Below are 26574 nucleotides of genomic sequence, written 5' to 3' on the forward strand. Positions count from 1 at the left end.
CGGGCATTTCCTGTTTATCGCGGCGAAATCTGCGACGAGACAAGAACTCCGAGCCGCCGACCGGGACCCTGACAGGTATAAAGAGATCCCGGAGGTCAACACCCGACAGCGCGATGCGCCCTCGGGTGCTTTTTGGCTTTGCGTCTTGTTTTCGGCGGGAAAAAGACCAACGTTCCGGGGCAAGCGACGAAACCGGAACGATAAGGAAGAGCCGATGTTTGAAAACCTCCAGGACCGCCTTGGATCCATTCTGAATGGACTGACCGGCCGTGGCGCATTGTCCGAGGCGGATGTCTCCGCCGCGCTGCGCGAGGTGCGTCGTGCGCTTCTGGAAGCCGACGTGGCGCTGGAAGTGGTGCGCTCCTTCACCGACAAGGTGCGGGAAAAGGCCGTCGGCGCCGCGGTCCTGAAATCGATCAAGCCCGGCCAGATGGTCGTCAAGATCGTCCATGACGAACTCGTCGAGATGCTGGGATCCGAGGGCGTCGGCATCGACCTCAATGCGGCGGCTCCGGTCGTCATCATGATGGTCGGCCTGCAGGGCTCGGGCAAGACCACCACCACCGGCAAGATCGCCAAGCGGCTGACCGAGCGGGAGAAGAAGAAGGTGTTGATGGCGTCGCTCGATACGCGACGCCCGGCCGCCCAGGAACAGCTTCGCCAGCTCGGAGCGCAGACCGGGATCGACACGCTTCCGGTGATCGCCGGCCAGTCGCCGACCGACATCGCATCGCGCGCCGTGCAGGCGGCGAAGCTCGGCGGCCACGACATCGTCATCCTCGACACCGCCGGCCGTACCCATATCGACGAGCCGCTGATGGTCGAGATGGCCGAGATCAAGGCCAAGTCGAAGCCGCATGAAATCCTGCTCGTCGCCGACAGCCTGACCGGTCAGGACGCCGTCAATCTCGCCCGCAATTTCGACGAGCGCGTCGGCATTACCGGCCTCGTCTTGACCCGCATGGACGGCGATGGCCGCGGCGGCGCCGCCCTTTCGATGCGCGCCGTCACCGGCAAGCCGATCAAGCTGATCGGCGTGGGCGAAAAGATGACGGAACTCGAGGAGTTCCATCCCCGGCGTATCGCCGACCGCATCCTCGGCATGGGCGACATCGTCTCGCTGGTCGAAAAGGCGGCCGAGACGATCGACGCCGAGAAGGCGGCGGCCATGGCCGCCAAGATGGCCAAGGGCAAGTTCGACCTCGATGACCTGTCCGAGCAGCTCAAGCAGATGAAGAAGATGGGCGGCATGGGCGGCATCATGGGCCTGATGCCCGGCATGTCCGGCATGAAGGACAAGATGGCGTCGGCCGGTCTGAACGACAAGCTGTTCGACCGCCAGATCGCCATCATTTCCTCGATGACCCGGGCCGAGCGCGCCAATCCCGACATTCTCAAGCATTCCCGCAAGAAGCGCATCGCGGCAGGCTCCGGCACGGACGCCGCCGAGATCAACAAGCTTCTGAAAATGCACCGCCAGATGGCCGACATGATGAAGATGATGGGCGGCAAGGGCAAAGGCGGGATGATGAAGCAGATGATGGGCGGTCTTGCCTCCAAGATGGGGCTCGGCAGCGGTATGGGCGGCATGCCCGACCTCTCCAGCATGGACCCGAAGCAGCTCGAAGCACTGGCCAAGCAGGCGGAAGCCGCCGGCCTCAAGCCGCCGCCGGGTCTCGGCGGCATGGGTGGCCTTCCGGGTCTCGGTGGCGGAGGGCTGCCGGGTCTCGGTGGAGCGAAGCTTCCCGGTCTCAGCGGTCTGCCGGGCCTGCCGAAGAAGAAGTGAGGGGGAGACAGATGGTCGATCAAGCCGTCAAGGAACAGCTTTCCAGTTATCGCCAGTCGATCGACAACATCGATGCCGCACTGGTGCACATTCTGGCCGAACGCTTCCGCTGCACCAAGGCAGTGGGCATGCTGAAGGCCAAATACGATCTACCGCCGGCCGACCCGGCGCGCGAGGAATACCAGATCGCTCGCCTGCGCCGGCTGGCACAGGACGCGCATCTGGATCCGGATTTCGCCGAGAAGTTCCTGAACTTCATCATCACGGAAGTCATCCGGCATCATGAAGCCATTGCCGCCGAACATGGCGGTGCAACCGAAAAGACCGTCTGACGGCGGCCTCAACAAGAACCGGACCGCTGGAAGGCGGCCCAAAGAAAACTCAAGGAGTACATCATGTCCCTCAAGATTCGTCTCGCCCGTGGCGGTTCCAAGAAGCGCCCCTACTACCAGATCGTTATCGCCGACGCCCGTTCGCCGCGCGATGGCCGTTTCCTGGAAAAGGTCGGTTCCTGGAACCCGATGCTCGGCAAGGACAACGAAAAGCGCGTCGAACTGAACGTTGACCGCGTCAAGGAATGGCTCGCCAAGGGCGCACAGCCGACCGACCGCGTTCTGCGCTTCCTCGCTGAAGCCGGTATCGCCACCCGCGACGCCCGCAACAACCCGGAAAAGGCAAAGCCGGGCAAGAAGGCTCTCGAGCGCGTCAAGGAAAAGGAAGCAAAGGCTGCTGAGCTCGCTGCTGCCGCTGCCGAAGCTGCTGCCGAGTAATCTTTGCACCGGATTTGTCCGGTTTGAACGGGCGGCAGGTCTCCTGCCGCCCGTTTTAGCGTTTTCTTTCGGCAGCTTTCGCACTACAAGGCAGGTATCCGACACTTGCCCGAAATGCGACCGAGCCGATGACAAAACTAGAAAATCCCGTTTTGATGGCCGTGATTGGCGCAGCCCAGGGCCTGCGCGGCGAAGTCAGGGTGAAGGCCTATACCGGCGATCCCATGTCGCTCGGCGAATATGGCAACCTGCACAGCCTCGACGGTCGCGTCTTCGAAATCCTCGAGATCCGCGAAGGCAAGAATGTCGCTATCGTGCGGTTTCGCGGGGTCAACGATCGCAATGCGGCGGAAGCGCTGAACGGGCTGGAGCTTTATATCGACCGCGATGCGCTTCCCGACGAGGAACTCGACGAGGACGAATTCTACTATGCCGACCTCGAGGGCCTCGAAGTGCATGATGGCGAGGGCAACCACTACGGTGCGGTGACCGGCATCTACGATTTCGGGGCTGGCGATCTTCTCGAACTGAAAGGTCCCGGCAAGCGTCCGGTCCTCATTCCCTTCTCCGAGGCGGCCGTTCTTGAAATCGACCTCGAGGGCGGCAAGATCCTCGTCGACCCGATTGCCGCCGGCCTGAAGGACGACGACGAAAAGCCCTATGGCGGCGGGAAGGCGCGTCCGAGGAAGGACGGGTGAGACGCTGATGGCTTTCAAGGCGACGGTTCTGACCCTTTATCCGGAGATGTTTCCGGGCCATCTCGGTGCAGCACTGGCCGGCCGGGCGCTGGAGCGCGGCGACTGGTCGGTCGAGGCGGTGCAGATCCGCGACTTCGCCATCGACAAGCACCGAAGCGTCGACGACACGCCGTCCGGCGGCGGGGCCGGCATGGTGCTGAAGCCCGATGTGCTTGCCCGCGCCATCGATTCGGTGGGGGCCGATACTCGTCCGCGCCTGCTGATGAGCCCGCGCGGGCGGCCGCTGACGCAGGAACGCGTGCGCAAGATCGCCGGCGGCGAAGGCGTGGTGATCGTCTGCGGGCGATTCGAGGGGGTCGACCAGCGGGTAATCGATGCCCGCAATCTCGAAGAGGTTTCCATCGGGGACTATATTCTCTCCGGCGGCGAGCCTGCGGCGCTGACCCTGCTCGATGCGGTCGTGCGCATCCTGCCCGGTGTGATGGGCAACCAGCTTTCCGGCGTGCATGAAAGCTTCGAGGCGGGGCTTCTGGAGCATCCGCATTACACCCGGCCGCAGGTGTTCGAGGGTCGCGAGATCCCGGCGGTGCTGACCTCGGGGGATCATGCAGCGGTCGAGAAATGGCGGCTGGCGGAAGCGGTCAAACTGACAGCCGAACGGCGGCCGGACCTGTTAAGTGCGGACGAGGATCAGCCGGTCAGGAAATAATAGACGGCGAGCAGAAGGCCGGCCGCGACGACCAGGAAACGCAGGATCGACTGGGGGACCCGCCTGGCGAGGCTGACGCCGGCATAGCCGCCGAGCGCGACGGCCGGGACCATGACCAGCGCATGAGTCCAAGAGACGGCGCCGGCGGTGGCAAAGACTGAGATCGCCACCGCCGCGATGACGATCGACAGGAAGTTCTTCAAGGCGTTCAGCCGATGATAATCGCCGCCGCTCGCAAGGCCGAGCGAGGCGAGCATCATGATACCCATCCCGGCTCCGAAGAAGCCGCCATAAAAGGCCGTCAGCGTCTGCAGGACAAGGCCGAGCGGCGTCGCCGGATGGCCCTCGCCTACGGTTTTCGGTCTGAGCTTCGGCCCGGCCGCGAAGACGGCCGTGGCGGCGATCAGCAGCCAGGGAACCATGGCGCGAAATGTCGGATTGGACAGCGAAACCAGGAGGAGCGCGCCGGCGAGCGCCCCCGCCGCCGAAACGAGGGCGAGTACGACGGCCCCCTGCCAGAAGCTCTTCAGCTCGCGAAGATAGGCGAGCGTCGAGGTGACGTAGCCCGGAAACTGGGTGATCGACGATGTGGCGTTGGCGGCAATCGGCGGCAGGCCGGCCAGCGTCAACGCGCCGAAGGTCAGGAAGGTGCCGCCGCCTGCAATCGCATTGACCACGCCGGAAAAGAAACCGGCGGCAAAGAGAAGAAGGATCGTCGCAATCGGCATGTCGTGTCCCCGTCCACGGCGGTAAGGCTTATGCTTTCCCGTTCGTGCGGGCAAGCGGCGGACTGCCGCCTCCGACAAAAGTGTTGTGCCGGGGGTGACAACCGGGGGCGTTTGGTGTATTTGCGCCCACGGAAATGGGCTTTTGCCCGTCTGCCACAACAAAGAGCATGCGTACCCGCTCCTGCCCACAAGGCAAATCCGGAGGCTTCGACCGAAGGATCATCCGTTGAGCGCTCTGGCTGTTCCAGAAGAACCGAAGGTTAGACAAATGAACATCATTGAACAGCTGGAAGCCGAACAGGCCGCCAAGATCGCCGCCAAGCGTACGCTTCCTGAATTCTCCCCGGGCGACACCGTCCGCGTCAACGTGAAGGTCACGGAAGGCAACCGTACCCGCGTGCAGGCCTATGAAGGCGTCTGCATCGCCCGTTCCGGCGGCGGCCTCAACGAGAGCTTCACCGTTCGCAAGATCTCCTACGGCGAAGGCGTCGAGCGCGTATTCCCGGTCTACTCCCCGATGGTTGAAGGCGTTGAAGTCGTTCGCCGCGGTAAGGTCCGTCGCGCGAAGCTCTACTACCTGCGCGACCGTCGCGGCAAGTCGGCTCGTATCGTTGAGAACACCGGCACCCGCGCCCGCAAGCTGAACGACGCCGAGCGCGCCGCAATCGCTGAGGAAAAGGCACGCCTGGAAGCTGAAAAGGTTGCAGCAGCACAGGCTCTGGCAGCCGAAAAGGCAGCTGCAGAAGCCGCTGAAGCAAAGGCTGCTGCCGAAGCAGCTGCAGCAGCAGAAGCTACCGCAGAATAAGAAATCCCGATTTCGGGTTTTGGGAAGGCGGCCTCCGGGCCGCCTTTTTTGTTTTCGGGCCGGTTCCGCGACCTGTTGGCGCGGACCCGGATGCTTGCGTCCAAGTGATGCGACTGGTAATTCTTCCCTCAGGCAGGGGATCATCGATGCAGCGCAGGCGACCGACATGGCAGACCGCGATACGCGCCCTGTGCGTGTTGGCGCTCTTTGCCGTCGGGTTTGCGCATCAGGTCCCGGCGGGGGCTGTTCCGGCGCTTTCCGCAGCCGAGATCGTCGCGCTGACGCTGCCTGACGGCACACTTCCGGAACTCTGCCTGCCCGGCCAGGACGAGGATGGCAAGGCCGGACACAAGATGGGCATGACGGGATGCGAGGCCTGCGTTATCGCCGGCTCCACCCTATTGCCCGCTCCCGTGGACATTACGGGGCGGACCCTTTCCGTCACGCTTGAAATCCTCGTTCCCGAACGGGCCGAGGCCCTTTACAGGCAGCTTTTCCCACCCAATGCGGCGCCAAGGGCGCCTCCTCTTCCGGCTATCGCCTGAACCTGGTTTCCGCATGGCCCCGCCGTGCGGTCCGTTACGTTCAACAGGCCGGAGCCGTGCCCGTGCGCATGAGGTCCGGTCCGATATCCGGATTTCACCATGCTCCAACTTGCATCCTTGGCAGCGCTGGGATGCGCGCTGCCTGCCAAATCGCACCCCGATACCCGTGTCGACAGCCGGGAATTCCTTGCGCCTCGAACGGTCATCTTCCGTGAGGGGTTCGACGCGGTGCCGCAATTGCGGCTGACGGACGGCTGTGTTGCCCTTTCCCGATCGCTCTCCGACGGACGCCGCCAGATCATCGACATCGTCGGGCCGGGCCGGCTGATCGGTCTCGTCTTTGGCGAACACAACCGGACTACCGCGGAAACGCTCACCTATTGTCAGATAGAACCCGCGCGTGAACTCGGCCTGGCCGAGTTTCGCGGGGCGGTCAACGAGATGGTGTTGAGGGTCGAGTCGCATGCCATTTTATTGGGGCGCAAGACCGCACCGGAGCGCGTCGCTTCGGCAATTCTCGACCTTGCCGATCAATTTGCCCGGCCGCGCGCGAAGCGCAAGGGCACGACGACCTTCAATCTCTATCTCACCCGGGGAGAAATGGCCGACTGGCTGGGACTGACGGTCGAAACCGTCAGTCGCTGTTTCCAGCGCTTCAGGCGGGCCGGCCTCGTCGGCTTCACGGATCCGCAGATCGTGACGCTGCTGCAACCCACCGTTCTCCAGGCAATCGCCGCTGGCCGGCGTCAATTCGACAATTCCAACAACCTTTGAGGAAGCCCATGACCATCCTGACCGATACACCGGCCGCGCCGGCATCGGCGTCGTTTTCGCGACGCTTCTACAACACTGCATGGCGCTGGCATTTCTACGCCGGGCTCTATGTCGCTCCCTTTCTCGTCATGCTGGCCGTAACCGGTCTCATCATGCTGTGGTCGGCCGTGTTCGTCGGCCGAGACGGCGAAAAATACTACAAGGTGACGTCAGCCGGACCTGAACTCGCCGTGTCGCAGCAGGCCGAAGCGGCGCTCTCCGTCATTCCTGGCGGGACGCTCGTCCAATATATCGTGCCGCGCACACCCGAGCAGCCGGCAGTGTTCCGCATCAATCAGGGGGATCAATCGACCATGGTCGCCGTCGATCCCCATACGGCCAAGGTGCTAGGCGACTGGCAGCGGCGAAACGCGCTTTACGATCTCGCCGACACGATCCATGGCACGCTTTTGATCGGAGATGTCGGAGACAGGCTCATCGAGATCGCCGCCGGGTTCGGCGTCGTGCTGATTATCACCGGGCTTTACCTCTGGTGGCCTCGTGAAGGCAGTTTCGCCGGCGTGCTGGTTCCGAGGCTTTCGGCAAGGGGCCGGCAATTCTGGAAGTCGCTGCACCTGACGGTCGGATTCTACGTTTCCGCCATTCTTCTGGTATTCCTGCTGTCGGGGCTGACCTGGGCGGGTATATGGGGCGAGAAATTTACCCAGGCCTGGAGCACCTTTCCCGCCGAGAAATGGGACAATGTGCCGCTTTCCGATTCCACCCATGCCAGCATGAACCACGGTGGCATAAAGGAGGTGCCCTGGACGCTCGAACAGACGCCGATGCCGGCCTCCGGCTCGCATGCAGGCGTGCCGGGAATTCCGGAAGGGGTGGCAGTCAATATCGATTCGGTCGTGGCTCTTGCCCGCTCGCTCGGTTTCGACGGTCGTTTCCAGCTTGGCCTGCCATCGGGCGAGACGGGTGTCTGGACGATTGCGCGCGATACCATGAGCAATGACAGCGGCAATCCCTTGTCCGACCGGACGGTGCATATCGACCAGTATACCGGCAAGGTGCTGGCGGATGTCGGCTTTGCCGATTACGGCGTCGCGGGCAAGGCCATGGCTGCCGGTATCGCCTTTCATGAAGGCGACATGGGTGCCTGGAACGTCGCCCTCGTGACGATCTTCTGCCTCTCGGTGATCTTTCTTGCGGTCTCCGGTGTAGCGATGTGGTGGATGCGACGGCCGAAGGGCGCCGGGGCACGCCTGCTTGCGCCGCGCGTCGGAGAGCCCGGCCCGCTGTGGAAGTCCGGCGCCATCATCATGCTTGCCGTATCGCTGCTCTTTCCGCTGACCGGCGCCGTGCTGATCGGCGTCCTTCTGCTGGACTTCGCCGTTCTGCGGCACATCGGGCCGCTGAAGCGGGCGCTCGGTTGAACGCCTGCGACCGGTGATATGGTTCTTCCCACGATGTATTCCGTCAGATATATCGTGGGAAGGCCTGCTGGAGACATGATAATGGTGCGTGAGAACGAGATCCGGGAAAACGAAGTGCAGATCGAGGCGCCGGAGGCCCGCGATGCCTGGCTGGTCTTCATCGGCCGCATCCATACGCCATGGACCTCGCGGATGGAGACGCCGCGGCAGGGACGCCATGATGGTCCGCTCTGCGAGATCGAGATCTTCGAACCCTGGGTGCCGGCGCTGGAAGGCGTCGAGACATTCGAGCGGCTGGAAATTCTCTACTGGCTCGACCGTTCCAGACGCGATCTCGTGCTGCAGAGTCCGGGGAACAATGGCGAGGTGCGTGGCACCTTCTCCATCCGCTCGCCGGTCAGACCCAATCCGATCGGTACCTCGATCGTCGTTCTGGAGAAGATAGAGGGTGGCAGGTTGTTCGTTCGTGGTCTCGATTGCCTCGACGGGACACCGCTCATCGACCTCAAGCCGGACCGTAACCTCTTCAAGCCGATCGCCCCGCCGCAGAAGGGCGATTTCGAGGTCGGTGACGGCGTTCAGGCGAGCCATTGCCAGAAAGCGTGAGCGGGTGGCTTTTCGGCGGGATGTGCGGGATTGAGAAGGCCGTTTCTCACCCGGTGCTGTGGACGCAACGCCGCCCGCTTGCAAGACGCGATTGAACTGTGACACTGTCGGCCCGCCACAATCAGGGAGACAATGATGCTTCTTCGCCGCGCCGTACTCGCCGGTCTGTCCGTTCTTTCGCTGCTGCCGTTCACTGCCGTTGCCGCCGACCTGCCGGATCTCGGCGGCAAGACGGTTGTAGTGGTCACGGAAAACGCCTATCCGCCGCTACAGTTCGTCGATCCGAAGTCGGGTGAGGCCATCGGCTGGGAATATGACGCGATGAACGAGATCGCCAAGCGGCTGAACTTCAAGGTCGAGTATCAGAACACCTCGTGGGACGCGATGATCCAGGCGGTGTCGGACGGCCAGTACCAGATCGGCATGACCGGCATCACCATCAAGGACGACCGCAAGGAAAAGGTCGATTTCTCCGATCCCTACATGCGTTCCGAACAGTTCATGCTTGTGCGGGGCGACGAGAGCCGTTTTTCGGACGCCAAGAGCTTCGGCGAATTCAAGGATGGCCTGATCGGCGCGCAGCCGGGCACCTCGCCCTTCTACACCGCCGTCTATGAAATCCTCGACGGCAACGAGCAGAACCCGCGCATCAAGCTGTTCGAAACCTTCGGCGCCACCGTTCAGGCGCTGAAAGCCGGCGACGTCGACCTCGTCCTCACCGACAGCGTTGCCGCCAAGGGCTATGTCGATGCATCCAATGGCGGCCTGAAGGTCGTCGGTGGTGCGCTGGGTGCGGAGGATTTCGGTTTCATCTTCCCGAAGGGCTCCGACCTCGTGGCGCCGGTCAACGTGGCGATCGCCGCGCTGAAGGCCGATGGCACCTTCGACGCGCTGAACAAGAAGTGGTTCCTCGACTACAAGATGGGCGAGTGATTTGCGAAAGCCGGAGGCCATGAGCTGATGGGCTTTCAGACGCTTCCCGGCGCGGGCAGGGAAAAGGGCGAGGGCGACCGGCCATGGTGGCTGGTCGCCCTTGTCGCGATCGGTCTTGGGATCGCCGCCGTCATCGCGGTCAACGACCTCTACGCGCAGGTCTTCACCACCGTTTCACGCGGCATCGGCGTGACGGTGTTCGTGACCGTCGTCGGCTTCGTGCTGGCGACGCTGCTCGGCCTGCTGGTGGCGCTCGCCGGCATGTCCGACAGTCAGATCGTCAGGCAGATCGCGCGGTTCTATGTCGAGGTGATCCGCGGCATCCCGATCCTCGTCCTTCTGTTCTACATCGCCTTCGTCGGTGCTCCGGGCTTCGTCAGCCTCTACAATTTCCTGATCGGTCCGCTGGTCGAAGGCGGCTGGCTGTCGGCTCTTCAGGTCCGCGACGTGTCGCTGATGTGGCGGGCGATCTTCGCGCTGATGATTGGTTATTCGGCCTTCATCGCCGAAATCTTCCGCGCCGGTTTCCAGTCGATCGACAGGGGGCAGGTGGAGGCGGCGATGTCGCTCGGCCTCAACCGCTACCAGCGCTTCCGGCTGATCGTCTTTCCGCAGGCCATCCGGGTGATCTTTCCGCCGCTCTCCAACGATTTTGTGGCGATGGTGAAGGATAGTTCGCTGGTTTCGGTGCTCGGCGTCGCCGATATCAGCCAGGCCGGCAAGATCTATGCGTCCGGTTCCTTCCGCTTCTTCGAGACCTATTCCATCGTCGCCTATATCTATCTTATCCTGACGATAGGCCTGTCCATGCTGCTGCGGCGCGTGGAAAAGCGGATGCGCCAGAAAGGCGCCGCCCGATAGCAGCCGGCGCGGTTAACCTCAGTAGACATCCGGCACATACATTTCCGGCGGAACCGGGTGACGGATGTAGTCGGCGTTGCGGACGCGCTCCGGCAGCACGATGTGTTCCTTCGGTACGGTCTCATAAGGGATCTGTCCGAGAAGGTGGGCGATCATGTTGAGGCGGGCCTTCTTCTTGTCGACGGCCTGCACGACCCACCATGGCGCTTCCGGAATGTGGGTGTGTTCCAGCATGTCTTCCTTGGCCTTGGTGTATTCCTCCCAGTGGATGCGGCTCTGCAGGTCCATGGGCGAGAGCTTCCACTGCTTCAGCGGATCGTGGATGCGCATGCGGAAGCGGAATTCCTGTTCCTCGTCTGTGATCGAGAACCAGTATTTCAGGAGAATGATGCCGGAGCGGACCAGCATGCGCTCGAATTCCGGCACGGAGCGGAAGAACTCCTCCAGCTCTTCCGGGGTGCAGAAACCCATGACACGCTCGACACCGGCGCGGTTGTACCAGGAGCGGTCGAACAGCACCATTTCGCCGGCGCCCGGCAGATGGTTGACGTAGCGCTGGAAATACCACTGGCTCTTTTCACGCTCGGTCGGGGCGGGCAGGGCCACGACGCGGCAGACACGCGGGTTGAGGCGCTGGGTGACGCGCTTGATCGCACCGCCCTTGCCGGCGGAATCGCGGCCTTCGAACAGGACGACGACCTTCAGCTTCTTGTACTGGACCCAGTCCTGCAGGCTGACCAGCTCATGCTGCAGCCGGAAAAGTTCACGGAAATAGATCCGGCGGTCGATGGTCGGCTCGGAGAGGCCTTCGGCGACCATCTCTTCCATCCGCTCCTCTTCCATCTGTTGTTCCAGCTCCTCGTCGAAGCTGTCGATGATGTCTTCCTTGATGCGGCTGATTTCGTCGTGAATAGGATCGGACATGCGGTCTACCTCCGTTTGGCCCGACAGATGAAGCACGTTTCCGCGAACACTTTATGACAGACATGTGTCAGGCGGCTGACGACGCAAATCCGTTGCCGATTTTGTGGAAAACTGTTATTGCCACGCCATGGGATCTAAATTCGGATGTCTCGCGAACCAGTTCATCGTGCTGCAGGACCACAAGCGTCTGCCGGCACGGTTCTTCGCGTGCGTCTCCGGAGCGCTTAACAGCCGCCTAGGCTGAACGTAGCCGGCCGCATCGGCGGCGCTTCAGAATACCAAGAACCAATCCCACTTCTTCAGCCGGATGGAAACACGCCATGAGCGCACCGCGTACACTTTACGACAAGATCTTCGATGACCACCTGGTCGACCGTCAGGACGACGGCACCTGTCTTCTCTACATCGACCGTCATCTCGTGCATGAGGTGACGAGCCCGCAGGCCTTCGAAGGACTGCGCATGGCCGGCCGGCCGGTACACGCGCCGCAGCGGACGCTGGCAGTGGTAGACCACAACGTTCCGACCACCGCCGACCGTCTGGAAGGCATCAAGAACGAGGAAAGCCGCATCCAGGTCGAGGCTCTCGCCCACAATGCCGCTGAATTCGGCGTCGAATACTATTCCGAGCGCGACAAGCGCCAGGGCATCGTGCACATCGTCGGCCCCGAACAGGGCTTCACCCTGCCGGGCATGACCATCGTGTGCGGCGACAGCCACACCTCGACGCACGGCGCCTTCGGTGCGCTGGCGCATGGTATCGGCACATCCGAAGTGGAACACGTTCTGGCAACCCAGACACTGATCCAGAAGAAGGCCAAGAACATGCTGGTGCGTGTCGACGGCCAGCTTCCGGAAGGCGTCACCGCCAAGGACATCATCCTCGCCATCATCGGCGAGATCGGCACCGCCGGCGGCACCGGCCACGTCATCGAATTTGCCGGCGAGGCGATCCGTTCGCTGTCGATGGAAGGCCGCATGACCGTCTGCAACATGACGATCGAGGGCGGCGCCCGCGCCGGCTTGATCGCGCCGGATGAAAAGACCTTCGAATATATCAAGGGCAAGCCCAAGGCTCCGACCGGCGAAACCCTCGAACAGGCCCTTGCCTACTGGAAGACCCTGCACACCGACGAAGGCGCGCATTTCGACCGGACCGTCGTGCTCGACGCCGCCAACCTGCCGCCGATCGTTTCCTGGGGCTCGTCTCCGGAAGACGTGGTGTCGATCCAGGGCGTCGTGCCGAACCCGGACGAGATCCAGGACGAGACCAAGCGGGTCTCCAAGTGGCGGGCGCTCGACTATATGGGCCTCACCCCCGGAACCAAGATGACCGACATCGCGATCGACCGCGTGTTCATCGGTTCCTGCACCAACGGCCGTATCGAGGACCTGCGCGCTGCCGCCGCTGTCATCGAAGGAAAGAAGGTCGCATCGACCGTCTCCGCCATGGTCGTGCCGGGCTCCGGCCTCGTCAAGGAACAGGCTGAAGCCGAAGGCCTCGACAAGATCTTCAGGGAAGCCGGTTTCGAATGGCGCGAGCCGGGCTGCTCCATGTGCCTTGCCATGAACGACGACCGGCTGAAGCCGGGCGAGCGCTGCGCCTCGACCTCGAACCGCAATTTCGAGGGCCGTCAGGGCTACAAGGGCCGCACGCATCTGGTCTCCCCGGCCATGGCTGCTGCTGCTGCCGTTGCCGGCCATTTCGTCGATATCCGCGACTGGAAGTGAGATCCAAGGCCCCGCCGGCCTGAAAGTCTCGCTGTCAGGGCCGCCCGCAGAAATGCGGGCGGCCTTTGTCGTTTCAGGGACGCACGGTTCCCAGGTCTATGCTCTGCTTCTCGCCGGAGCGCTCCTGCGGTATAATCGCCCCGTCTGGGAGGACGCAGCCATGACCGAGGCCGACAAGGTATTTGCAGGCAGCATTCCCGCGCTTTACGAGCGGTTCATGGTGCCGATGATCTTCATTCCGTATGCAGGCGAGATGGCTTCGAGGGTGGCGGTGCTGAGGCCTGCCACCGTTCTGGAGCTCGCCGCGGGAACGGGCGTTGCAACCCGCGCCATGGCGGAGAAATTGCCTGAGATGACGGCGATCACCGCGACCGATCTTAACCAGCCAATGATCGACCTTGCGATGACGCTGCAGGAGACCGGGAATGTTCTCTGGCAGCAGGCCGATGCGATGGCGCTGCCCTTTGCCGATCATGCGTTCGATGCGGTGGTCTGTCAGTTCGGGGTGATGTTCTTTCCCGACAAGGTGGCATCCTATCGCGAGGTTCGCCGCGTTCTCAAGCCGCGCGGCGCCTATCTCTTTGCCGTCTGGGACGGGATCGAGAACAACGCCTTTGTCGGCGTGGTGAGCGAGGTCCTGTCGAAGCGTTTTGCCGACAATCCTCCGCAGTTCATGCGGCGCGCACCGCATGGTTATCACGATCTCGGGCTGATCGATGGCCAGTTGAGAGCAGCCGGCTTTTCGGCTGTCGAGACCGAAACGTTGAAACTGGCGGGCCGCTCGCCCTCCGCACTTGATGCGGCCACGGGCTACTGTCAGGCCAACCCGATGCGCAACGAGATCGAGGAGCGTGCGCCCGGTGAGCTGCAGGCCGTTACCGAGCTGGTGGCGGAGGCGCTCGAGAAACGTTTCGGTTCGGGGCCGATCGAAGGCGGGTTGAGCGCCCATGTGATCACCGCGCGAGGCTGAATGTTTCCGCGTGTTGATCGATTGCGTGCAACGGATCGACGCTCGATAGTTTTGCGCGAAATCGGCATTGTAAAGCGGCCGAAAGAGGCTAAGGTCCGGGCCTTCACAAAACTGTCATATTGACCTTTGCCGATGCCTCTTTCGCCGATCTCGTCCTTCCTCTTTCATCGTCTTGCCGGGGTGGTATCGTGAGCACGATTGCCGTCGTGCTTGCCCTCGTCGCGGCCATTCTGCATGCGAGCTGGAATGCGTTCCTCAGAAACGGAGCGGATCGGCTGTGGTCGGTGACGGTGATGAGCCTTGCGGGAACGCTGGTCGCCCTGCCGTTCATCGCCTGGTTCCCGCTGCCTGAGGGCGAGGCGTGGTTCTATATCCTGATGTCGGCATCGCTGCAGGTGGGCTACAGCCTGTTTCTCGTGGCCGCCTACCGGCATGGGGAACTCGGGCAGGTCTATCCCATCGTTCGCGGCACAGTACCGCTCCTGGTGACGCTGGGCGGCTTCCTGTTCTTCGGCGAGATCCTCGGAACATTCCAGACCATCGGGGTTATGCTGGTGGCGGCGGGGATCATGAGCCTTTCTCTCGGCAAGACGCGGGCCGCGACCTCGTCGCTGCTCTTTGCGTTTGCGACCGGACTGATCATCGCCTGTTATTCGACGGTCGATTCCAAGGGTGTGAAGTTCGTGCAGCAGCCGGCGGCCTATGCCATGTGGGTGCTGTTCCTCTATGGCCTGATGCTTGCGGTCACCTATGCGGTGCTGCGGAAGGGGATTTCCATCGATGTTCGTTCGTCGGTCACATGGAAGGCCTTCGGCGGCGGCGTGGTGGCGATGATCGCCTATGGCCTCGTGGTCATCGCCTATTCCTTTGCGCCCGCCGGCCTCGTGACCGCCGTGCGCGAGACGAGCGTGGTGTTCGCCGTTTTGATCGGAGCGCTCTTCCTCGGAGAGCGGCTGACCGTCAAGCGGCTCGTCGCCTGCCTGATCGTCGCGCTGGGTGCGATCTGCGTCAGCCTCTGACATCCGGATCTCAATTGTAAAACCGCTGCATACTTTTGCGCCACATGCGTTAGCTTGGGGAGCGGGCGGCTCGCTGGGCCGGGTGCAACATATTGTTAACCATGATTGTCACACGTGAATCATGGCGGAGGGGGAGGTCATGTCGAACAAGAACAGGGACGCGCCTGCCGGTGGACGGCGGCTCATCCTGCTTCGTCACGCGAAATCGGACTGGCCTGACGGCGTGGACGACAAGAAGCGTCCGCTTGCCGACAGGGGCCGCAAGGCGGCATCGCTCATGGGAGATTATCTGGAGCGGGAGGGGCTCGTTCCCGACCTCGTGCTGGTCTCGACGGCCGAACGCACGCAGCAGACCTGGGGGCGGGTGAAGAAGGCGTTTTCGCAAGCGCCTGAGGTTCGCGATGCCGATGCGATCTACGAGGCGCCGGCCGAGACATTGATGTCGGTCCTCAAAGGCGTGGAACCGGCCTTTCGCGTCGTCATGATGATCGGTCACAATCCCGGCATGGAGGATCTTGCAGCCAAGCTGATAGGTGGCGGCGATCCTGAGGCGCTGCGGAGAATCTCGGAGAAATATCCGACGGGTGGACTGGCCGTGATCGATTTTACGGCGGACACATGGCAGGCGATCGGTTCCGCCTCCGGTGTCCTTGAACGCTTCGTCACCCCACGTTCCCTTGTCTGAGTAAGCAGGCCTTGAGCGGCGTTCAGGAGGGGCGTGAAACGCTTGGTGCGGGTTTTACGCATTGTTGCAGGGCGAGCCATTGAAACCGCTCACGAGATTTTGCGTTGTCTGTGAAGTTCGGTGTATTCATAGCACTTCGAATATGCGCCGAAGACGCAAGTGACAGCGTTTCTTCCGGCGTGACGGCGTTTCGGGTTCAAGCCGTTGCATGAATGGCGACGGAGAATGCAGGAGAAGCACAGACATGAGCGCGCGCACCATCCTTCTGGTTGATGACGACGACGATCTCAGGGAAACGCTGGTCGAGCAGCTTTCGCTCTATGACGAGTTCAATCTGCTGCAGGAGCCGAACGCCACGAAAGGCATGCAGGCCGCCCGAAGCGGCCAGGTGGACCTGATGATCATGGATGTCGGCCTGCCGGATATGGACGGTCGCGAAGCGGTGAAGCTGCTGCGCAAGGGCGGGTTCAAGGCTCCTGTCATCATGTTGACCGGGCACGATACCGATTCGGACACGATCCTCGGCCTTGAGGCCGGCGCCAACGATTACGTGACGAAGCCCTTCCGCTTTGCCGTGCTTCTCGCCCGCATCCGAGCCCAGCTTCGCCAGCACGAACAGAGCGAGGACGCGACCTTCGGCGTCGGTCCCTATCTGTTCAAGCCGAGCCAGAAGCTTTTGACCACCGAGGACGGCAAGAAGATCCGGCTCACCGAGAAGGAAGCGGCGATCATCCGCTATCTCTACCGCGCCGGCCAGAAGGTCGTGACGCGCGACGTCTTGCTCGAAGAGGTCTGGGGCTATAATTCGGGTGTGACGACGCATACACTCGAAACCCATGTCTACCGTCTCAGACAGAAGATCGAGCGCGATCCGTCCAGCGCCGAAATCCTCGTCACGGAAAACGGCGGCTACAAGATCATCCCCTGACCCCGTGACGCCGGAGAATCCGCATGGCGCTTGCCGATGACATTGAGCTGCTTTCCGGCGTTCCGTTGTTTGCAGGGCTCGACAGCGACCAGCTCCGGCTGATCGCCTTCGGTGCGGAGCACAGGCCGGTCGGCAGCGGGCAGGCGCTGTTTCGCGAGAAATCGCCTGCCGAATGCGCCTATGTGGTGGCGAGGGGACGTTTCGAGCTTTCCTCGCTCGGACGCGGCGGCAAGCCCAGGGTCGAGGCCGTTGCCGAACGCGGCACCATGCTTTCCGAACTGGCGCTGGTGACGATGGTCGAGCGCAAGTATACGGCGGTCGCGATGGAGGATGCCGATGTCATCCGCATCACCCGCGCGCTGTTTCACAGGCTGCTCGAGGAATATCCCGAGATGGCGGCAATCATCGAGGCGCGTATTCGCGCATCGATCAGTGGGCTGATCGATGGGGCCGCCGCCATGGCTGACCGCTTCCGCTGATCACCGTTGGAGAGTGTCAGCTTTTCTTCGAATCGCTGAAATGCTCTCTCTCTTTGTTCTTACGCATTTTCGGACGGAAAACCGGTTCCCACTTCTCCCTGACAAACCCTAAATGTCGAACCAGGCCGTGACCGGCACATGGTCCGACGGCTTCTCCCAGCCGCGGGCTTCCTTGAGGATATCGATTCGCTTCAGATGACCGGTCATATCAGGCGACGACCAGATATGGTCGAGACGACGACCGCGGTCGGCCGCTTCCCAGTCCTTGGCGCGGTAGCTCCACCACGTGTAGATCTTTTCCGGCTCGGGCGTGAATTGCCGCATCAGGTCGACCCAGCCGCCCTGACGGACGACATCCAGCAGTCCCTCGGTCTCGACCGGCGTGTGGCTGACGATCTTCAGGAGCTGTTTGTGGGACCAGACGTCGTTTTCGAAGGGAGCGATGTTGAGGTCGCCGACGAGGATGGCAGAAACGCCGGGCTCGGCATCGGCCTTCAGCGCCTTCATTTCCTCGATGAAATCGAGTTTGTGACCGAACTTGGGATTGATCGTGCGATCGGGTTCATCGCCGCCAGCGGGAACGTAGAAGTTATGCAGGCGTATGCGTTTACCGTGCCATTCGAAGATCGCCGAGATGTGGCGCGAGTCGCCGACGCCGCAATAATCCTGGCGGTGATCTTCGGTGAGCGGGAAGCGCGAGGCGATGGCGACGCCGTGGTATCCCTTTTGGCCATGCAGGACTATGTTATCGTAGCCGAGAGCCTTGAGTGCATCGGCGGGGAACTGGTCGTTCTGGCACTTGATTTCCTGCAGGCAGAGAATGTCGGGGCTCACCCGCTTCAGGAAATCCTCAACGATCGGCAGGCGCAGCCGGACCGAATTGATGTTCCACGTGGTGATCGACAGTGACATGCTTCGTACTCCGGTTGACGGAGCATGGTCTATCGGATCCCGGCGGAATTCAAAACGGTTTTCGACCGTCGAGGCTTACCCAAATCAACGTCTCGGCGCGTGAACGTCGGCGTAGGGGATTTCGAAGACGCTCGGATCGAGATTGACGCCGGTCTGCACGTTGAAGATCATCACGGACGTATCCTTGGCCTGAACGTCGGTGATCGTCCATTGCCGCAGATCATAGGTCTTCGGGTCGAACATCAGGGTAATGGTCGAGTCCCCGAAAATGGTCTTGTCGCCGAGAACAATGGTGGTCAGGTCTGATTCTTCCTTGACGTCGCGCACCAGCTGGTTGCCGAGGTCGATCTTGTCGGCGAGCAGCAGGCTGAGCGGTGTCTTCGACAGGGGATAGAGATCCCAGGTCTTCAGCTTCATGTTGCCGATGACGACGTTCTTGCCATCGGAAATCACGCGCATCGGCGATGGCTTCTCGTAGTTGAAGCGCAGCTTGCCCGGACGCTGGATGAAGAACTTGCCGCCGGTCTGTTCGCCGCGCGGACCGAACTGAACGAACTCGCCCATCATCGACTTTACCGAGGAGAAGTGGTCGGCGATCTTCTGGGCGGCGTCGGTTGCGGCATGGGCGCGGGGCAACGGCAGGGCGGCGAGCGCAAAAAGCGCGCCTGCACCGAGCACAAACTGACGGCGGGTCGTGGACGTCGGCGCGATCGCGAGACGTTCGGCATTTTCTTCAATCATCCGGAACTCCTTCATGTGGTCATTCCATCGCCGAGAAAGGCGGCGTCTTCATGGCCGAGATATCGTTGCCGGGACTTAACGCGCGAGCTGCCCCGGTGTTCAACGTTCGATGATGTCGTCTTCGGTCGGCACGAGAATTTCGCGCTTTCCGGCATGGTTTGCAGGGCCGATGATGCCTTCCTGCTCCATGCGTTCGATCAGGGAGGCGGCGCGGTTGTAACCGATCCCGAGGCGGCGCTGGACATAGGAGGTAGAGGCCTTGCCGTCGCGGAGCACGATTGCCACCGCCTGATCATAGGGATCGTCCGAATCGGCGAGGTTGGAGGTGCCGGCCGGGCCGCTACCGCCTTCATCATCATCGTCGATTGTGATCGCCTCGAGATACTGCGGCGCCCCTTGAGTCTTCAGATAAGCCACGATCTCCTCGACTTCGTTGTCGGAGACAAAGGGGCCATGAACGCGCTGGATGCGTCCGCCGCCGGCCATGTAGAGCATGTCGCCCATTCCCAGCAGCTGTTCTGCGCCCTGTTCGCCCAGGATGGTGCGGCTGTCGATCTTCGACGTCACCTGGAAGGAGATGCGGGTCGGGAAGTTCGCCTTGATCGTACCGGTGATGACATCGACCGAGGGACGCTGGGTCGCCATGATGACGTGAATGCCGGCGGCACGCGCCATCTGGGCGAGGCGCTGGACGGCGCCTTCGATATCCTTGCCGGCGACCATCATCAGATCGGCCATTTCGTCGATGATGACGACGATATAGGGGATCGGCTTCAGGTCGAATTCTTCGGTTTCGTATATCGCCTCGCCGGTCTGGCGGTCGAAGCCGGTCTGGACGGTGCGGGTCAGTACCTCGCCCTTCTCCAGCGCCTGCTCGACGCGGCTGTTGAAGCCGTCGATGTTGCGCACGCCGATCTTCGACATCTTCTTGTAGCGCTCTTCCATCTCGCGGACGGTCCATTTCAGCGCGACGACGGCCTTCTTCGGATCGGTGACGACGGGCGAGAGCAGATGTGGGATACCGTCATAGACGGAAAGTTCCAGCATTTTCGGGTCGATCATGATCAGGCGGCATTTTTCCGGCGGGAGCCGGTAGACCAGCGACAGGATCATGGTGTTGATGGCCACGGATTTACCCGAACCGGTGGTACCCGCGACCAGCAGGTGAGGCATCTTGGCGAGATCGGCAATGACCGGCTCGCCGCCGATGGTCTTGCCGAGCGCCATGGCGAGCTTGGCCTTGTTGGTATCGAAATCGCGTGAACCGATCAGTTCGCGCAGGTACACGGTTTCCCGCGTCTGGTTGGGCAGTTCGATACCGATCGCGTTGCGGCCGGGAACGACGGCGACGCGGGCGGCAATCGCGCTCATGGAGCGGGCGATATCGTCAGCAAGGCCGATGACGCGCGACGACTTTATGCCGGGCGCAGGCTCCAGTTCGTAGAGCGTCACCACCGGGCCGGGGCGGACATGGATGATCTCGCCCTTGACGCCGAAATCCTCCAGCACGCCTTCCAGCATGCGGGCGTTCTGTTCCAGAGCGTCGGCCGAGAGGGTGGCGTCGCGGGCAATGGTCTTCGGTTCGGCCAGGAGATGAACGGAGGGCAGCTGGAAGCCTTCGGGCCTCAGCAGCGAAGTCTGGGCGTCCCGTTCGATGCGCGCGCCCGGCTTGGGACGCGGCGCGGGAGCGGCCACGCGCGGCGAACCGCTCGCGCCGCGGGCTGCGGCCGGGGACGGCGTCCAGCCGCTATCGTCGGGAAGGATTCCAGCAGGACGCGGCATGTCGTCTAGATCGAAGGGCGGATCGTCATCATAATCTTCATCCGCGCTGATCGGCGGCGGTGAGACGATATTGCGCTTGGGCGACAGCACGCGGGGGCCGCCATCGAGCGATGGCTCAAGGCGCTCGTAGGCACCCGGAGCCTTGGGCCGGACGGGCTCGTTCAGCGTGCCGAATTCGTCATCGTTGAAATCGTAAGGCTGTTCGAAGCGGTGGCTGCGATCCGCCGGCTTCATGCCGAGCAGGCGGCGCATGCGCGCGCGTGTCGTGTACCAGTGGTGGGTGAAGGCGCCGAGCGCAAGCGCGATCGGTCCTTCCTCGTCGTCTTCATCCTCTACGGCGACGGAGCGGGCGGCCGGTCTGCGACGCTCGACGGGGGCTTCGTCTTCTTCGTCGGTCGCCGGTTCACGTCCGATGAGGCCGGAGGCGAAGAGCAGCAGCCAGGCGGAGGGAAACGCCAGAACGGCGCCGAGGATCATGGAGACTGTGCCGGTGGGATAGGCACCGATGAACAGGCTCGGGAAGCGCAGGATCATGTCGCCGAAAACGCCGCCGATGCCGTTCGGAATCGGCCATGTGGTGGGCGGTGGAAAGCAGCCGACAACGGCGGAGGAGACGATCGCGCCGACCAGCCATGCGGCAATGCGGGCCGGAATGCGATGAAGCGGGCGGCCGGTGATGAGGGCCAGCGACCATGCGAGCACCGGAAGCAGGGCAAGAAGGCTTGCGAGACCGAAGAACTGCATCATGACGTCGGCGAAGATCGCGCCGCCATGGCCGAGAATGTTGGTCGGCTCGTTGGCCGTCGCATAGGAAAGGCTGGGATCGGCGACATTCCATGTCGCAAGCGCTGCGACGGCCAGCACAAGTGCCAGGAAAATGGCGAAACCCAGCAGTGCCAACACTTGCCGCACGATGAAAGCGCTGAGCGCGAAGCGGCCGGGCTGATCGCCCATGGCTGCCGAATTGCCTCTGTTCATCCCCTGCCTGCCCGTTCGTCGAGGTGAATTCCTGCCGGTCGGGCCACCCGGCACGAGGCGAGGCGATCCTTTCACGGCTCCATACGGCATATTACATGGGACAGGGTTAATGGTGCATTAACCATCGACGGCGCGAAAAGGCCGGTTTTCGGGCGTCAGAACATTCGGCCTTTCCTGAGACGGCGAAAACGCCCCTTTGTTTCTATTTTGCTGAAGCGAGGGCGCAACGCACCCCAACTGGAAACACGCCGCAGAAAAAAGCCCGGACGCGAGGTCCGGGCCAAGAGCGGCTCGCCGTTCGACGGCCGCGACGGGAGGAAGAGCCGCACCGCCAAGCGGTGCGGCGAAACCCTTACGAGTGGTATGCAGCTTCGCCGTGGGAGGCGAGGTCGAGACCTTCGCGCTCTGCTTCGACCGGAACGCGCAGGCCGACGATGACGTCTGTGATCTTGTAGAGGATCGCGGAGCCGACGCCGCACCATACGAGCGTGACCAGAACGGCCTTCACCTGGGTGAAGAACTGGGCGCCCATGGTGACGCCTTCGGCATAGCCGATACCGCCGAGCGAGGAGGAAGCGAAGATACCGGTTGCAAGAGCACCGAACAGACCGCCCACGCCGTGAACGCCGAAGACGTCCGCGGTGTCGTCATAGCCGAACTTGTTCTTCACCACGGAGACGAAGAAGTAGCAAAGCGGCGAAACGATCAGGCCCATGACGATCGCGCCCATGGGGCCGACGATGCCGGCAGCAGGCGTGATGGCGACGAGGCCGGCGATCATGCCCGAGGCAGCGCCGAGCATCGAGGACTTGCCGCGGGTCAGGCTTTCGACGAAGGCCCAGGAAACGATAGCGGCAGCGGTTGCGATGAAGGTGTTGACGGTTGCGAGCATCGCGCCGCCGGAGGCTTCGAGGTTGGAACCGGCGTTGAAGCCGAACCAGCCGACCCAGAGCATGGCTGCACCGACCATGGTGAGCGTCATGGAATGCGGAGCCATCATGTCCTTGCCGTAGCCGGTACGCTTGCCGACCATGATCGCGCCGATCAGACCGGCAACACCGGCGTTGATGTGAACGACCGTGCCGCCAGCGAAGTCAAATGCGCCCCAGCCGAAGATCAGGCCGTTTGCGTCCCAGACCATGTGTGCGATCGGGAAGTAGACGAAGGTGACCCAGAGAATGCAGAACAGGATCGAGGCCGAGAACTTGATGCGTTCGGCGAACGCGCCGACGATCAGGGCCGGGGTGATGGCGGCGAATGTCATCTGGAACATGATGAAGATGTATTCCGGAATGACGGCATCCGAGAAGGTTGCAGCCGTCGAGTCCATTGTCACGCCCGAGAGGAAGAGCTTGGCCGTGCCGCCGAAGAAGGCGTTGGTCGAGCCGCCGAAGGCGAAGGAATAGCCGTAGATGACCCATACGAGCATGATGGAGGCGCCGACGACAGTGCACTGCATCAGCACGGAAAGCATGTTCTTGGCGCGAACGAGACCGCCGTAGAACAGGGCAAGACCCGGAACCAGCATGAAGAGGACGAGAATGGTGCAAAGGAACATGAAGGCGGTATCGCCCTTGTCCGGCACGGGTGCTGCGGCTGCGGCTTCCGCGGCGGCCGGTGCGGCTTCCTGCGCAAAGGCGACAGCCGGCGCCAGAAGCGCGGCCGAAGCGGCGCCGATCCGCGCGAAAGTGGAAGAAAACTTGGTAGACGACATCAGTAACAACTCCCCTAACAGCCGTTCTTACAGAGCTTCAGAATTGGTTTCGCCAGTGCGGATGCGGACCGCCTGATCGATCGAGTAGACGAAGATCTTGCCGTCGCCGATCTGGCCGGTCTTGGCGGCGGACGCGATTGCCTCGACGGCCTTGTCCGCGAGTTCGGAAGAGACGGCGATTTCGATCTTCAGTTTCGGCAGAAAGCTTACGGCGTATTCGGTGCCGCGATAGATTTCCGTGTGCCCCTTCTGGCGGCCGTAACCCTTGACCTCGGTCACGGTCAGGCCCTGGATGCCAACAGCGGTGAGGGCTTCGCGCACCTCATCCAGCTTGAACGGCTTGATGATGGCCATCACAATCTTCATCTGGTTTCCCATCCTTTGCTTGTCCTCGGCTCGGAGCCGACTCTCCTTGCCGCCAGCCCCCAAAGCGTCCAGCGACTGCAGTCAGACATTCAAAGTATGTGCCAGTTCCGTGACGACTAATAAGTTATTGAAATCTAAAGATTATAAAGAGCGTAGCTAATAAACAGGCATTTGGTCGGCAGATGTGCGCACAAAATATGTGCAAAAATTCCGATTTGCCTTCAACTTAGTCATCTGCCCTTTTCCGAATCAACCCTTCCTGAGCCACCGAGGCAATCAGTACTCCCTCACGGCTGTAAATGCTGCCGCGGGTCATTCCGCGCGCACCGGAAGCGCTCGGACTGTCCTGGGTGTAGAGCAGCCAGTCATCCAGCCGGGTGGGACGATGGAACCACATGGCATGATCGAGGCTGGCTGCCTGCAGCGAGGGATCGAAAATCGAGGTGCCGTGGGCGTAAAGCGAGGTATCGAGTAACGTCATGTCGGAAAGATAGGCGAGAACGGCCGCCTGATAGTGACGATCATCCGGCGGCGGTGCGCTGGTGCGCACCCATATATGGGCCTTCGGTTCCAGCTTCTCGTCGGAGATGTAATGCACGAGCGAGACGGGACGAATTTCGATTGGCCGTTCGCGGCCCCAGTAGCGGCGGACCGCATCGGGTGCCTTGGCGAGAAAGACGTCGCGGAATCCCTGTTCCCCCAGCAGGCTTTCCGGTGTCGGTACGGCCGGCATTTCCACCTGGTGATCGAGGCCCGGTTCATCGAGCTGGAAAGAGGCCGACATGGAGAAGATCGCCTTGCCATGCTGGATGGCCACGACCCGGCGGGTGGTGAAGCTTGCGCCGTCGCGGATGCGCTCGACCTGGTAGATGATCGGCACGGCGGGATCGCCGGGACGCATGAAATAGGCATGCAGCGAATGGACGAAACGGTCGGTCGCGACGCAACGTTGGGCGGCCATCAGGGCCTGGGCGATGACCTGCCCGCCGAAGACGCGTTGCCAGCCGTTCTGGGGGCTCTTGCCGCGAAAGAGATCTTCTTCCAGCTTCTCAAGGTCGAGCGTCGCGATCAGCTTTTCCATGATCCGCGTTTTCTCTTCCGCCTGCGACATATTATAATGCTCCCGGTTGTAGGAAGTCGTTCAAGGCTGATCTATATAGCGGCAAATGAGATGCACAAGGGCAAAGACTCTGCCCCGGGTGCCGGGATAAAGGAAGTTCGCCATGCTGGATGTTCTGGTCGTCGGTGGTGGTTATGTCGGTCTCGCGGTCGCGGTCGCGGTCAAGCAGGCGGCCCCGCATCTGGCCGTCGAGGTGATCGAGGCGGCGCCGGAAGACGCATGGAAGAAGGACCCACGCGCCTCGGCGATCATCGCCGCGGCGACGAAGATGCTGGAAGTCTTCGGCATCTGGGACCGGATCGAACCCGAGGCGCAGCCGATCACCAGGATGATCGTCACCGATTCGAAGACGTCGGATCCTGTGCGGCCGGTGTTCCTGACCTTTGACGGCGCGGTGGAGGAAGGGCGCCCCTTCGCCCATATGATCCCGAACGTGGCGATGGTGGGGGCTCTGCGCGACGCTTGCGCAGCAGCCGGCATCCGGATCCGTCACGGCGTCATGGCTACGGGCTTCCAAAATACCGGGCCTTCCGCCGATCTCTCGCTGTCCGATGGCAACGTGGTTTCGGCGCGGCTGGTCGTCGCCTGCGACGGCGTGCGCTCGAAGCTGCGCGACATGGCGGGCATCAAGACCGTGACATGGGATTATGGCCAGTCGGGCATCGTCACCACCGTCGAGCACGAGCGGCCGCATGACGGCTGCGCCGAGGAACATTTCCTGCCGGCCGGTCCCTTTGCCATCCTGCCGCTCAAGGGTAATCGCTCCTCGCTGGTCTGGACGGAGCGCACCGGCGATGCCGAACGTCTCGTGGCTTCGGACGAACTGGTTTTCGAGGAAGAGCTGGAGCGCCGTTTTGGTCACAAGCTCGGCGCGATCCGCGCCACTGCCGACCGGCGCGCCTTTCCACTGGGGCTGACGCTCGCCCGTGAATTCGTGGCACCGCGGCTAGCGCTGGCGGGTGACGCGGCCCACGGTATCCATCCAATTTCCGGCCAGGGCCTCAATCTCGGCTTCAAGGACGTCGCGGCACTCGCCGAGACCATTGTCGAAGCGGACCGGCTCGGCCTCGATATCGGCGACCTCAATGTTCTGGAGCGCTACCAGACGTGGCGTCGGTTCGACACCTTCCGCATGGGGGTGACCACCGACGTGCTGAACCGGCTCTTTTCCAACGATGTGACACCGATTCGGGTGCTGAGGGATTTCGGGCTTGGGGTGGTCGACCGGATGCCGTCGCTGAAGTCCTTCTTCATCCGGGAAGCGGCCGGAACGACCAATGGCGGCGCGCCGAAGCTTCTGGCGGGTGAGGCGATCTGACCGCGTCTCGAACCCTTCACCAAAAATCGCGACGGTTCGACCGGCTGTATTTCGCTCAGCTTTCCAGCTTGCGGGCCTCGGAAACGAGCATGATCGGAATGCCGTCGCGGATGGGGTAGGCAAGAGCGGCGCGCTCCGAGACGAGTTCGCCCTTCTCGCGATCAAGGGTCAGTCGCCCCTGTGTCAGCGGACAGACCAAAAGTTCGAGAAGTTTCGGGTCGACTGTGCTCTTCCGATGATCCGCAGGGCGATTTTCCATGGGCGTTCCGGCA

At 62.2% G+C, this 26574-nt stretch carries 28 protein-coding genes; 19 read left to right on the plus strand and 9 right to left on the minus strand.

The window, feature by feature from the left end; all coding sequences use genetic code 11:
• Nucleotides 1-214: 214 nt before the first annotated feature.
• From ffh to trmD, 5 genes are all read left to right on the plus strand, one after another.
• Nucleotides 215-1786, plus strand: a complete 1572-nt coding sequence (gene ffh, locus H4I99_RS15865) for a signal recognition particle protein (protein ID WP_163902300.1) — start codon at nt 215-217, stop codon at nt 1784-1786.
• Nucleotides 1787-1797: 11 nt separating this feature from the next.
• Nucleotides 1798-2118 (plus strand): chorismate mutase, encoded by a 321-nt coding sequence (locus H4I99_RS15870; protein ID WP_163902298.1) that lies wholly within the window; start codon nt 1798-1800, stop codon nt 2116-2118.
• A 63-nt stretch (nt 2119-2181) separates the two neighbouring features.
• Entirely contained in the window at nt 2182-2556 is a 375-nt protein-coding gene (rpsP, locus tag H4I99_RS15875) for a 30S ribosomal protein S16 (RefSeq protein WP_163902296.1), read from the plus strand.
• A 128-nt stretch (nt 2557-2684) separates the two neighbouring features.
• Entirely contained in the window at nt 2685-3254 is a 570-nt protein-coding gene (rimM, locus tag H4I99_RS15880) for a ribosome maturation factor RimM (RefSeq protein ID WP_163902294.1), read from the plus strand.
• A 7-nt stretch (nt 3255-3261) separates the two neighbouring features.
• Nucleotides 3262-3963, plus strand: coding sequence for a tRNA (guanosine(37)-N1)-methyltransferase TrmD (gene trmD / locus H4I99_RS15885; RefSeq protein WP_163902293.1), 702 nt, complete (start codon nt 3262-3264; stop codon nt 3961-3963).
• Here trmD and H4I99_RS15890 read toward each other — a convergent pair.
• Entirely contained in the window at nt 3945-4691 is a 747-nt protein-coding gene (locus H4I99_RS15890) for a sulfite exporter TauE/SafE family protein (RefSeq protein ID WP_163902291.1), read from the minus strand. The two genes, trmD and H4I99_RS15890, sit on opposite strands and share 19 nt — an antisense overlap.
• Before the next feature lie 268 nt (nt 4692-4959).
• On the opposite strand from H4I99_RS15890, the gene rplS reads away from it, so the two are divergent.
• The 7 genes from rplS to H4I99_RS15925 all read left to right on the plus strand — a co-directional run bounded on the left by rplS (nt 4960) and on the right by H4I99_RS15925 (nt 10636).
• A complete protein-coding gene (rplS, locus tag H4I99_RS15895) occupies nt 4960-5496 on the plus strand; it encodes a 50S ribosomal protein L19 (protein WP_099059721.1) in 537 nt (178 codons plus the stop codon).
• A gap of 146 nt (nt 5497-5642) precedes the next feature.
• Entirely contained in the window at nt 5643-6041 is a 399-nt protein-coding gene (locus tag H4I99_RS15900; RefSeq protein ID WP_186663343.1) for a DUF2946 family protein, read from the plus strand.
• A 99-nt stretch (nt 6042-6140) separates the two neighbouring features.
• Entirely contained in the window at nt 6141-6815 is a 675-nt protein-coding gene (locus tag H4I99_RS15905) for a Crp/Fnr family transcriptional regulator (RefSeq protein WP_163902289.1), read from the plus strand.
• Nucleotides 6816-6823: 8 nt separating this feature from the next.
• Nucleotides 6824-8236, plus strand: a complete 1413-nt coding sequence (locus H4I99_RS15910) for a PepSY-associated TM helix domain-containing protein (RefSeq protein ID WP_163902287.1) — start codon at nt 6824-6826, stop codon at nt 8234-8236.
• 81 nt (nt 8237-8317) lie between these two features.
• Nucleotides 8318-8842 carry a tRNA (N6-threonylcarbamoyladenosine(37)-N6)-methyltransferase TrmO gene (tsaA, locus tag H4I99_RS15915; protein WP_163902286.1) on the plus strand — a complete coding sequence of 175 codons (525 nt, stop codon included), beginning with the start codon at nt 8318-8320 and terminating at the stop codon, nt 8840-8842.
• A 135-nt stretch (nt 8843-8977) separates the two neighbouring features.
• On the plus strand, nt 8978-9775 hold the full coding sequence (locus H4I99_RS15920) for a transporter substrate-binding domain-containing protein (protein ID WP_163905954.1): 798 nt from the start codon (nt 8978-8980) through the stop codon (nt 9773-9775).
• Between the two features lie 27 nt (nt 9776-9802).
• On the plus strand, nt 9803-10636 hold the full coding sequence (locus tag H4I99_RS15925) for an amino acid ABC transporter permease (protein ID WP_163902284.1): 834 nt from the start codon (nt 9803-9805) through the stop codon (nt 10634-10636).
• Between the two features lie 18 nt (nt 10637-10654).
• Here H4I99_RS15925 and ppk2 read toward each other — a convergent pair whose 3' ends face one another.
• A complete protein-coding gene (gene ppk2, locus H4I99_RS15930; RefSeq protein ID WP_163902282.1) occupies nt 10655-11560 on the minus strand; it encodes a polyphosphate kinase 2 in 906 nt (301 codons plus the stop codon).
• A gap of 320 nt (nt 11561-11880) precedes the next feature.
• On the opposite strand from ppk2, the gene leuC reads away from it, so the two are divergent.
• The 6 genes from leuC (at nt 11881) to H4I99_RS15960 (ending at nt 17371) form a co-directional block, all read left to right on the plus strand.
• Entirely contained in the window at nt 11881-13290 is a 1410-nt protein-coding gene (leuC, locus tag H4I99_RS15935; RefSeq protein ID WP_163902280.1) for a 3-isopropylmalate dehydratase large subunit, read from the plus strand.
• A 160-nt stretch (nt 13291-13450) separates the two neighbouring features.
• Nucleotides 13451-14260: a class I SAM-dependent methyltransferase gene (locus H4I99_RS15940; protein WP_163902279.1), complete on the plus strand. Its 810-nt coding sequence runs from the start codon at nt 13451-13453 to the stop codon at nt 14258-14260.
• A gap of 188 nt (nt 14261-14448) precedes the next feature.
• Nucleotides 14449-15279: an EamA family transporter gene (locus tag H4I99_RS15945; protein WP_163902277.1), complete on the plus strand. Its 831-nt coding sequence runs from the start codon at nt 14449-14451 to the stop codon at nt 15277-15279.
• 139 nt (nt 15280-15418) lie between these two features.
• A complete protein-coding gene (locus H4I99_RS15950; RefSeq protein ID WP_163902274.1) occupies nt 15419-15964 on the plus strand; it encodes a SixA phosphatase family protein in 546 nt (181 codons plus the stop codon).
• 244 nt (nt 15965-16208) lie between these two features.
• A complete protein-coding gene (locus H4I99_RS15955; RefSeq protein ID WP_163902272.1) occupies nt 16209-16892 on the plus strand; it encodes a response regulator transcription factor in 684 nt (227 codons plus the stop codon).
• Nucleotides 16893-16915: 23 nt separating this feature from the next.
• Entirely contained in the window at nt 16916-17371 is a 456-nt protein-coding gene (locus tag H4I99_RS15960; protein WP_163902270.1) for a cyclic nucleotide-binding domain-containing protein, read from the plus strand.
• A gap of 108 nt (nt 17372-17479) precedes the next feature.
• Here H4I99_RS15960 and xth read toward each other — a convergent pair whose 3' ends face one another.
• From xth to tesB, 6 genes are all read right to left on the minus strand, one after another.
• Entirely contained in the window at nt 17480-18283 is an 804-nt protein-coding gene (gene xth / locus H4I99_RS15965) for an exodeoxyribonuclease III (RefSeq protein ID WP_163902268.1), read from the minus strand.
• Between the two features lie 84 nt (nt 18284-18367).
• Nucleotides 18368-19024: an outer membrane lipoprotein carrier protein LolA gene (locus H4I99_RS15970; RefSeq protein WP_163902266.1), complete on the minus strand. Its 657-nt coding sequence runs from the start codon at nt 19022-19024 to the stop codon at nt 18368-18370.
• A gap of 99 nt (nt 19025-19123) precedes the next feature.
• Nucleotides 19124-21784, minus strand: a complete 2661-nt coding sequence (locus H4I99_RS15975) for an FtsK/SpoIIIE family DNA translocase (protein ID WP_163902264.1) — start codon at nt 21782-21784, stop codon at nt 19124-19126.
• A gap of 352 nt (nt 21785-22136) precedes the next feature.
• Complete coding sequence (locus tag H4I99_RS15980) at nt 22137-23498, minus strand: ammonium transporter (RefSeq protein WP_163902262.1); 1362 nt, start codon at nt 23496-23498, stop codon at nt 22137-22139.
• A gap of 27 nt (nt 23499-23525) precedes the next feature.
• A complete protein-coding gene (locus tag H4I99_RS15985) occupies nt 23526-23876 on the minus strand; it encodes a P-II family nitrogen regulator (RefSeq protein WP_162708326.1) in 351 nt (116 codons plus the stop codon).
• Between the two features lie 214 nt (nt 23877-24090).
• Complete coding sequence (gene tesB / locus H4I99_RS15990; RefSeq protein ID WP_163902260.1) at nt 24091-24975, minus strand: acyl-CoA thioesterase II; 885 nt, start codon at nt 24973-24975, stop codon at nt 24091-24093.
• Between the two features lie 112 nt (nt 24976-25087).
• Here tesB and H4I99_RS15995 point away from each other — a divergent pair, with 112 nt between their 5' ends.
• Entirely contained in the window at nt 25088-26302 is a 1215-nt protein-coding gene (locus H4I99_RS15995; protein WP_163902259.1) for a ubiquinone biosynthesis hydroxylase, read from the plus strand.
• 55 nt (nt 26303-26357) lie between these two features.
• Here the strand turns inward: H4I99_RS15995 and H4I99_RS16000 are convergent, their stop codons facing one another.
• Complete coding sequence (locus tag H4I99_RS16000) at nt 26358-26561, minus strand: Trm112 family protein (protein ID WP_163902257.1); 204 nt, start codon at nt 26559-26561, stop codon at nt 26358-26360.
• Nucleotides 26562-26574 lie beyond the last annotated feature (13 nt).

The organism is Paenirhizobium daejeonense (genome assembly GCF_014280875.1).
Lineage (GTDB): Bacteria > Pseudomonadota > Alphaproteobacteria > Rhizobiales > Rhizobiaceae > Allorhizobium > Allorhizobium daejeonense.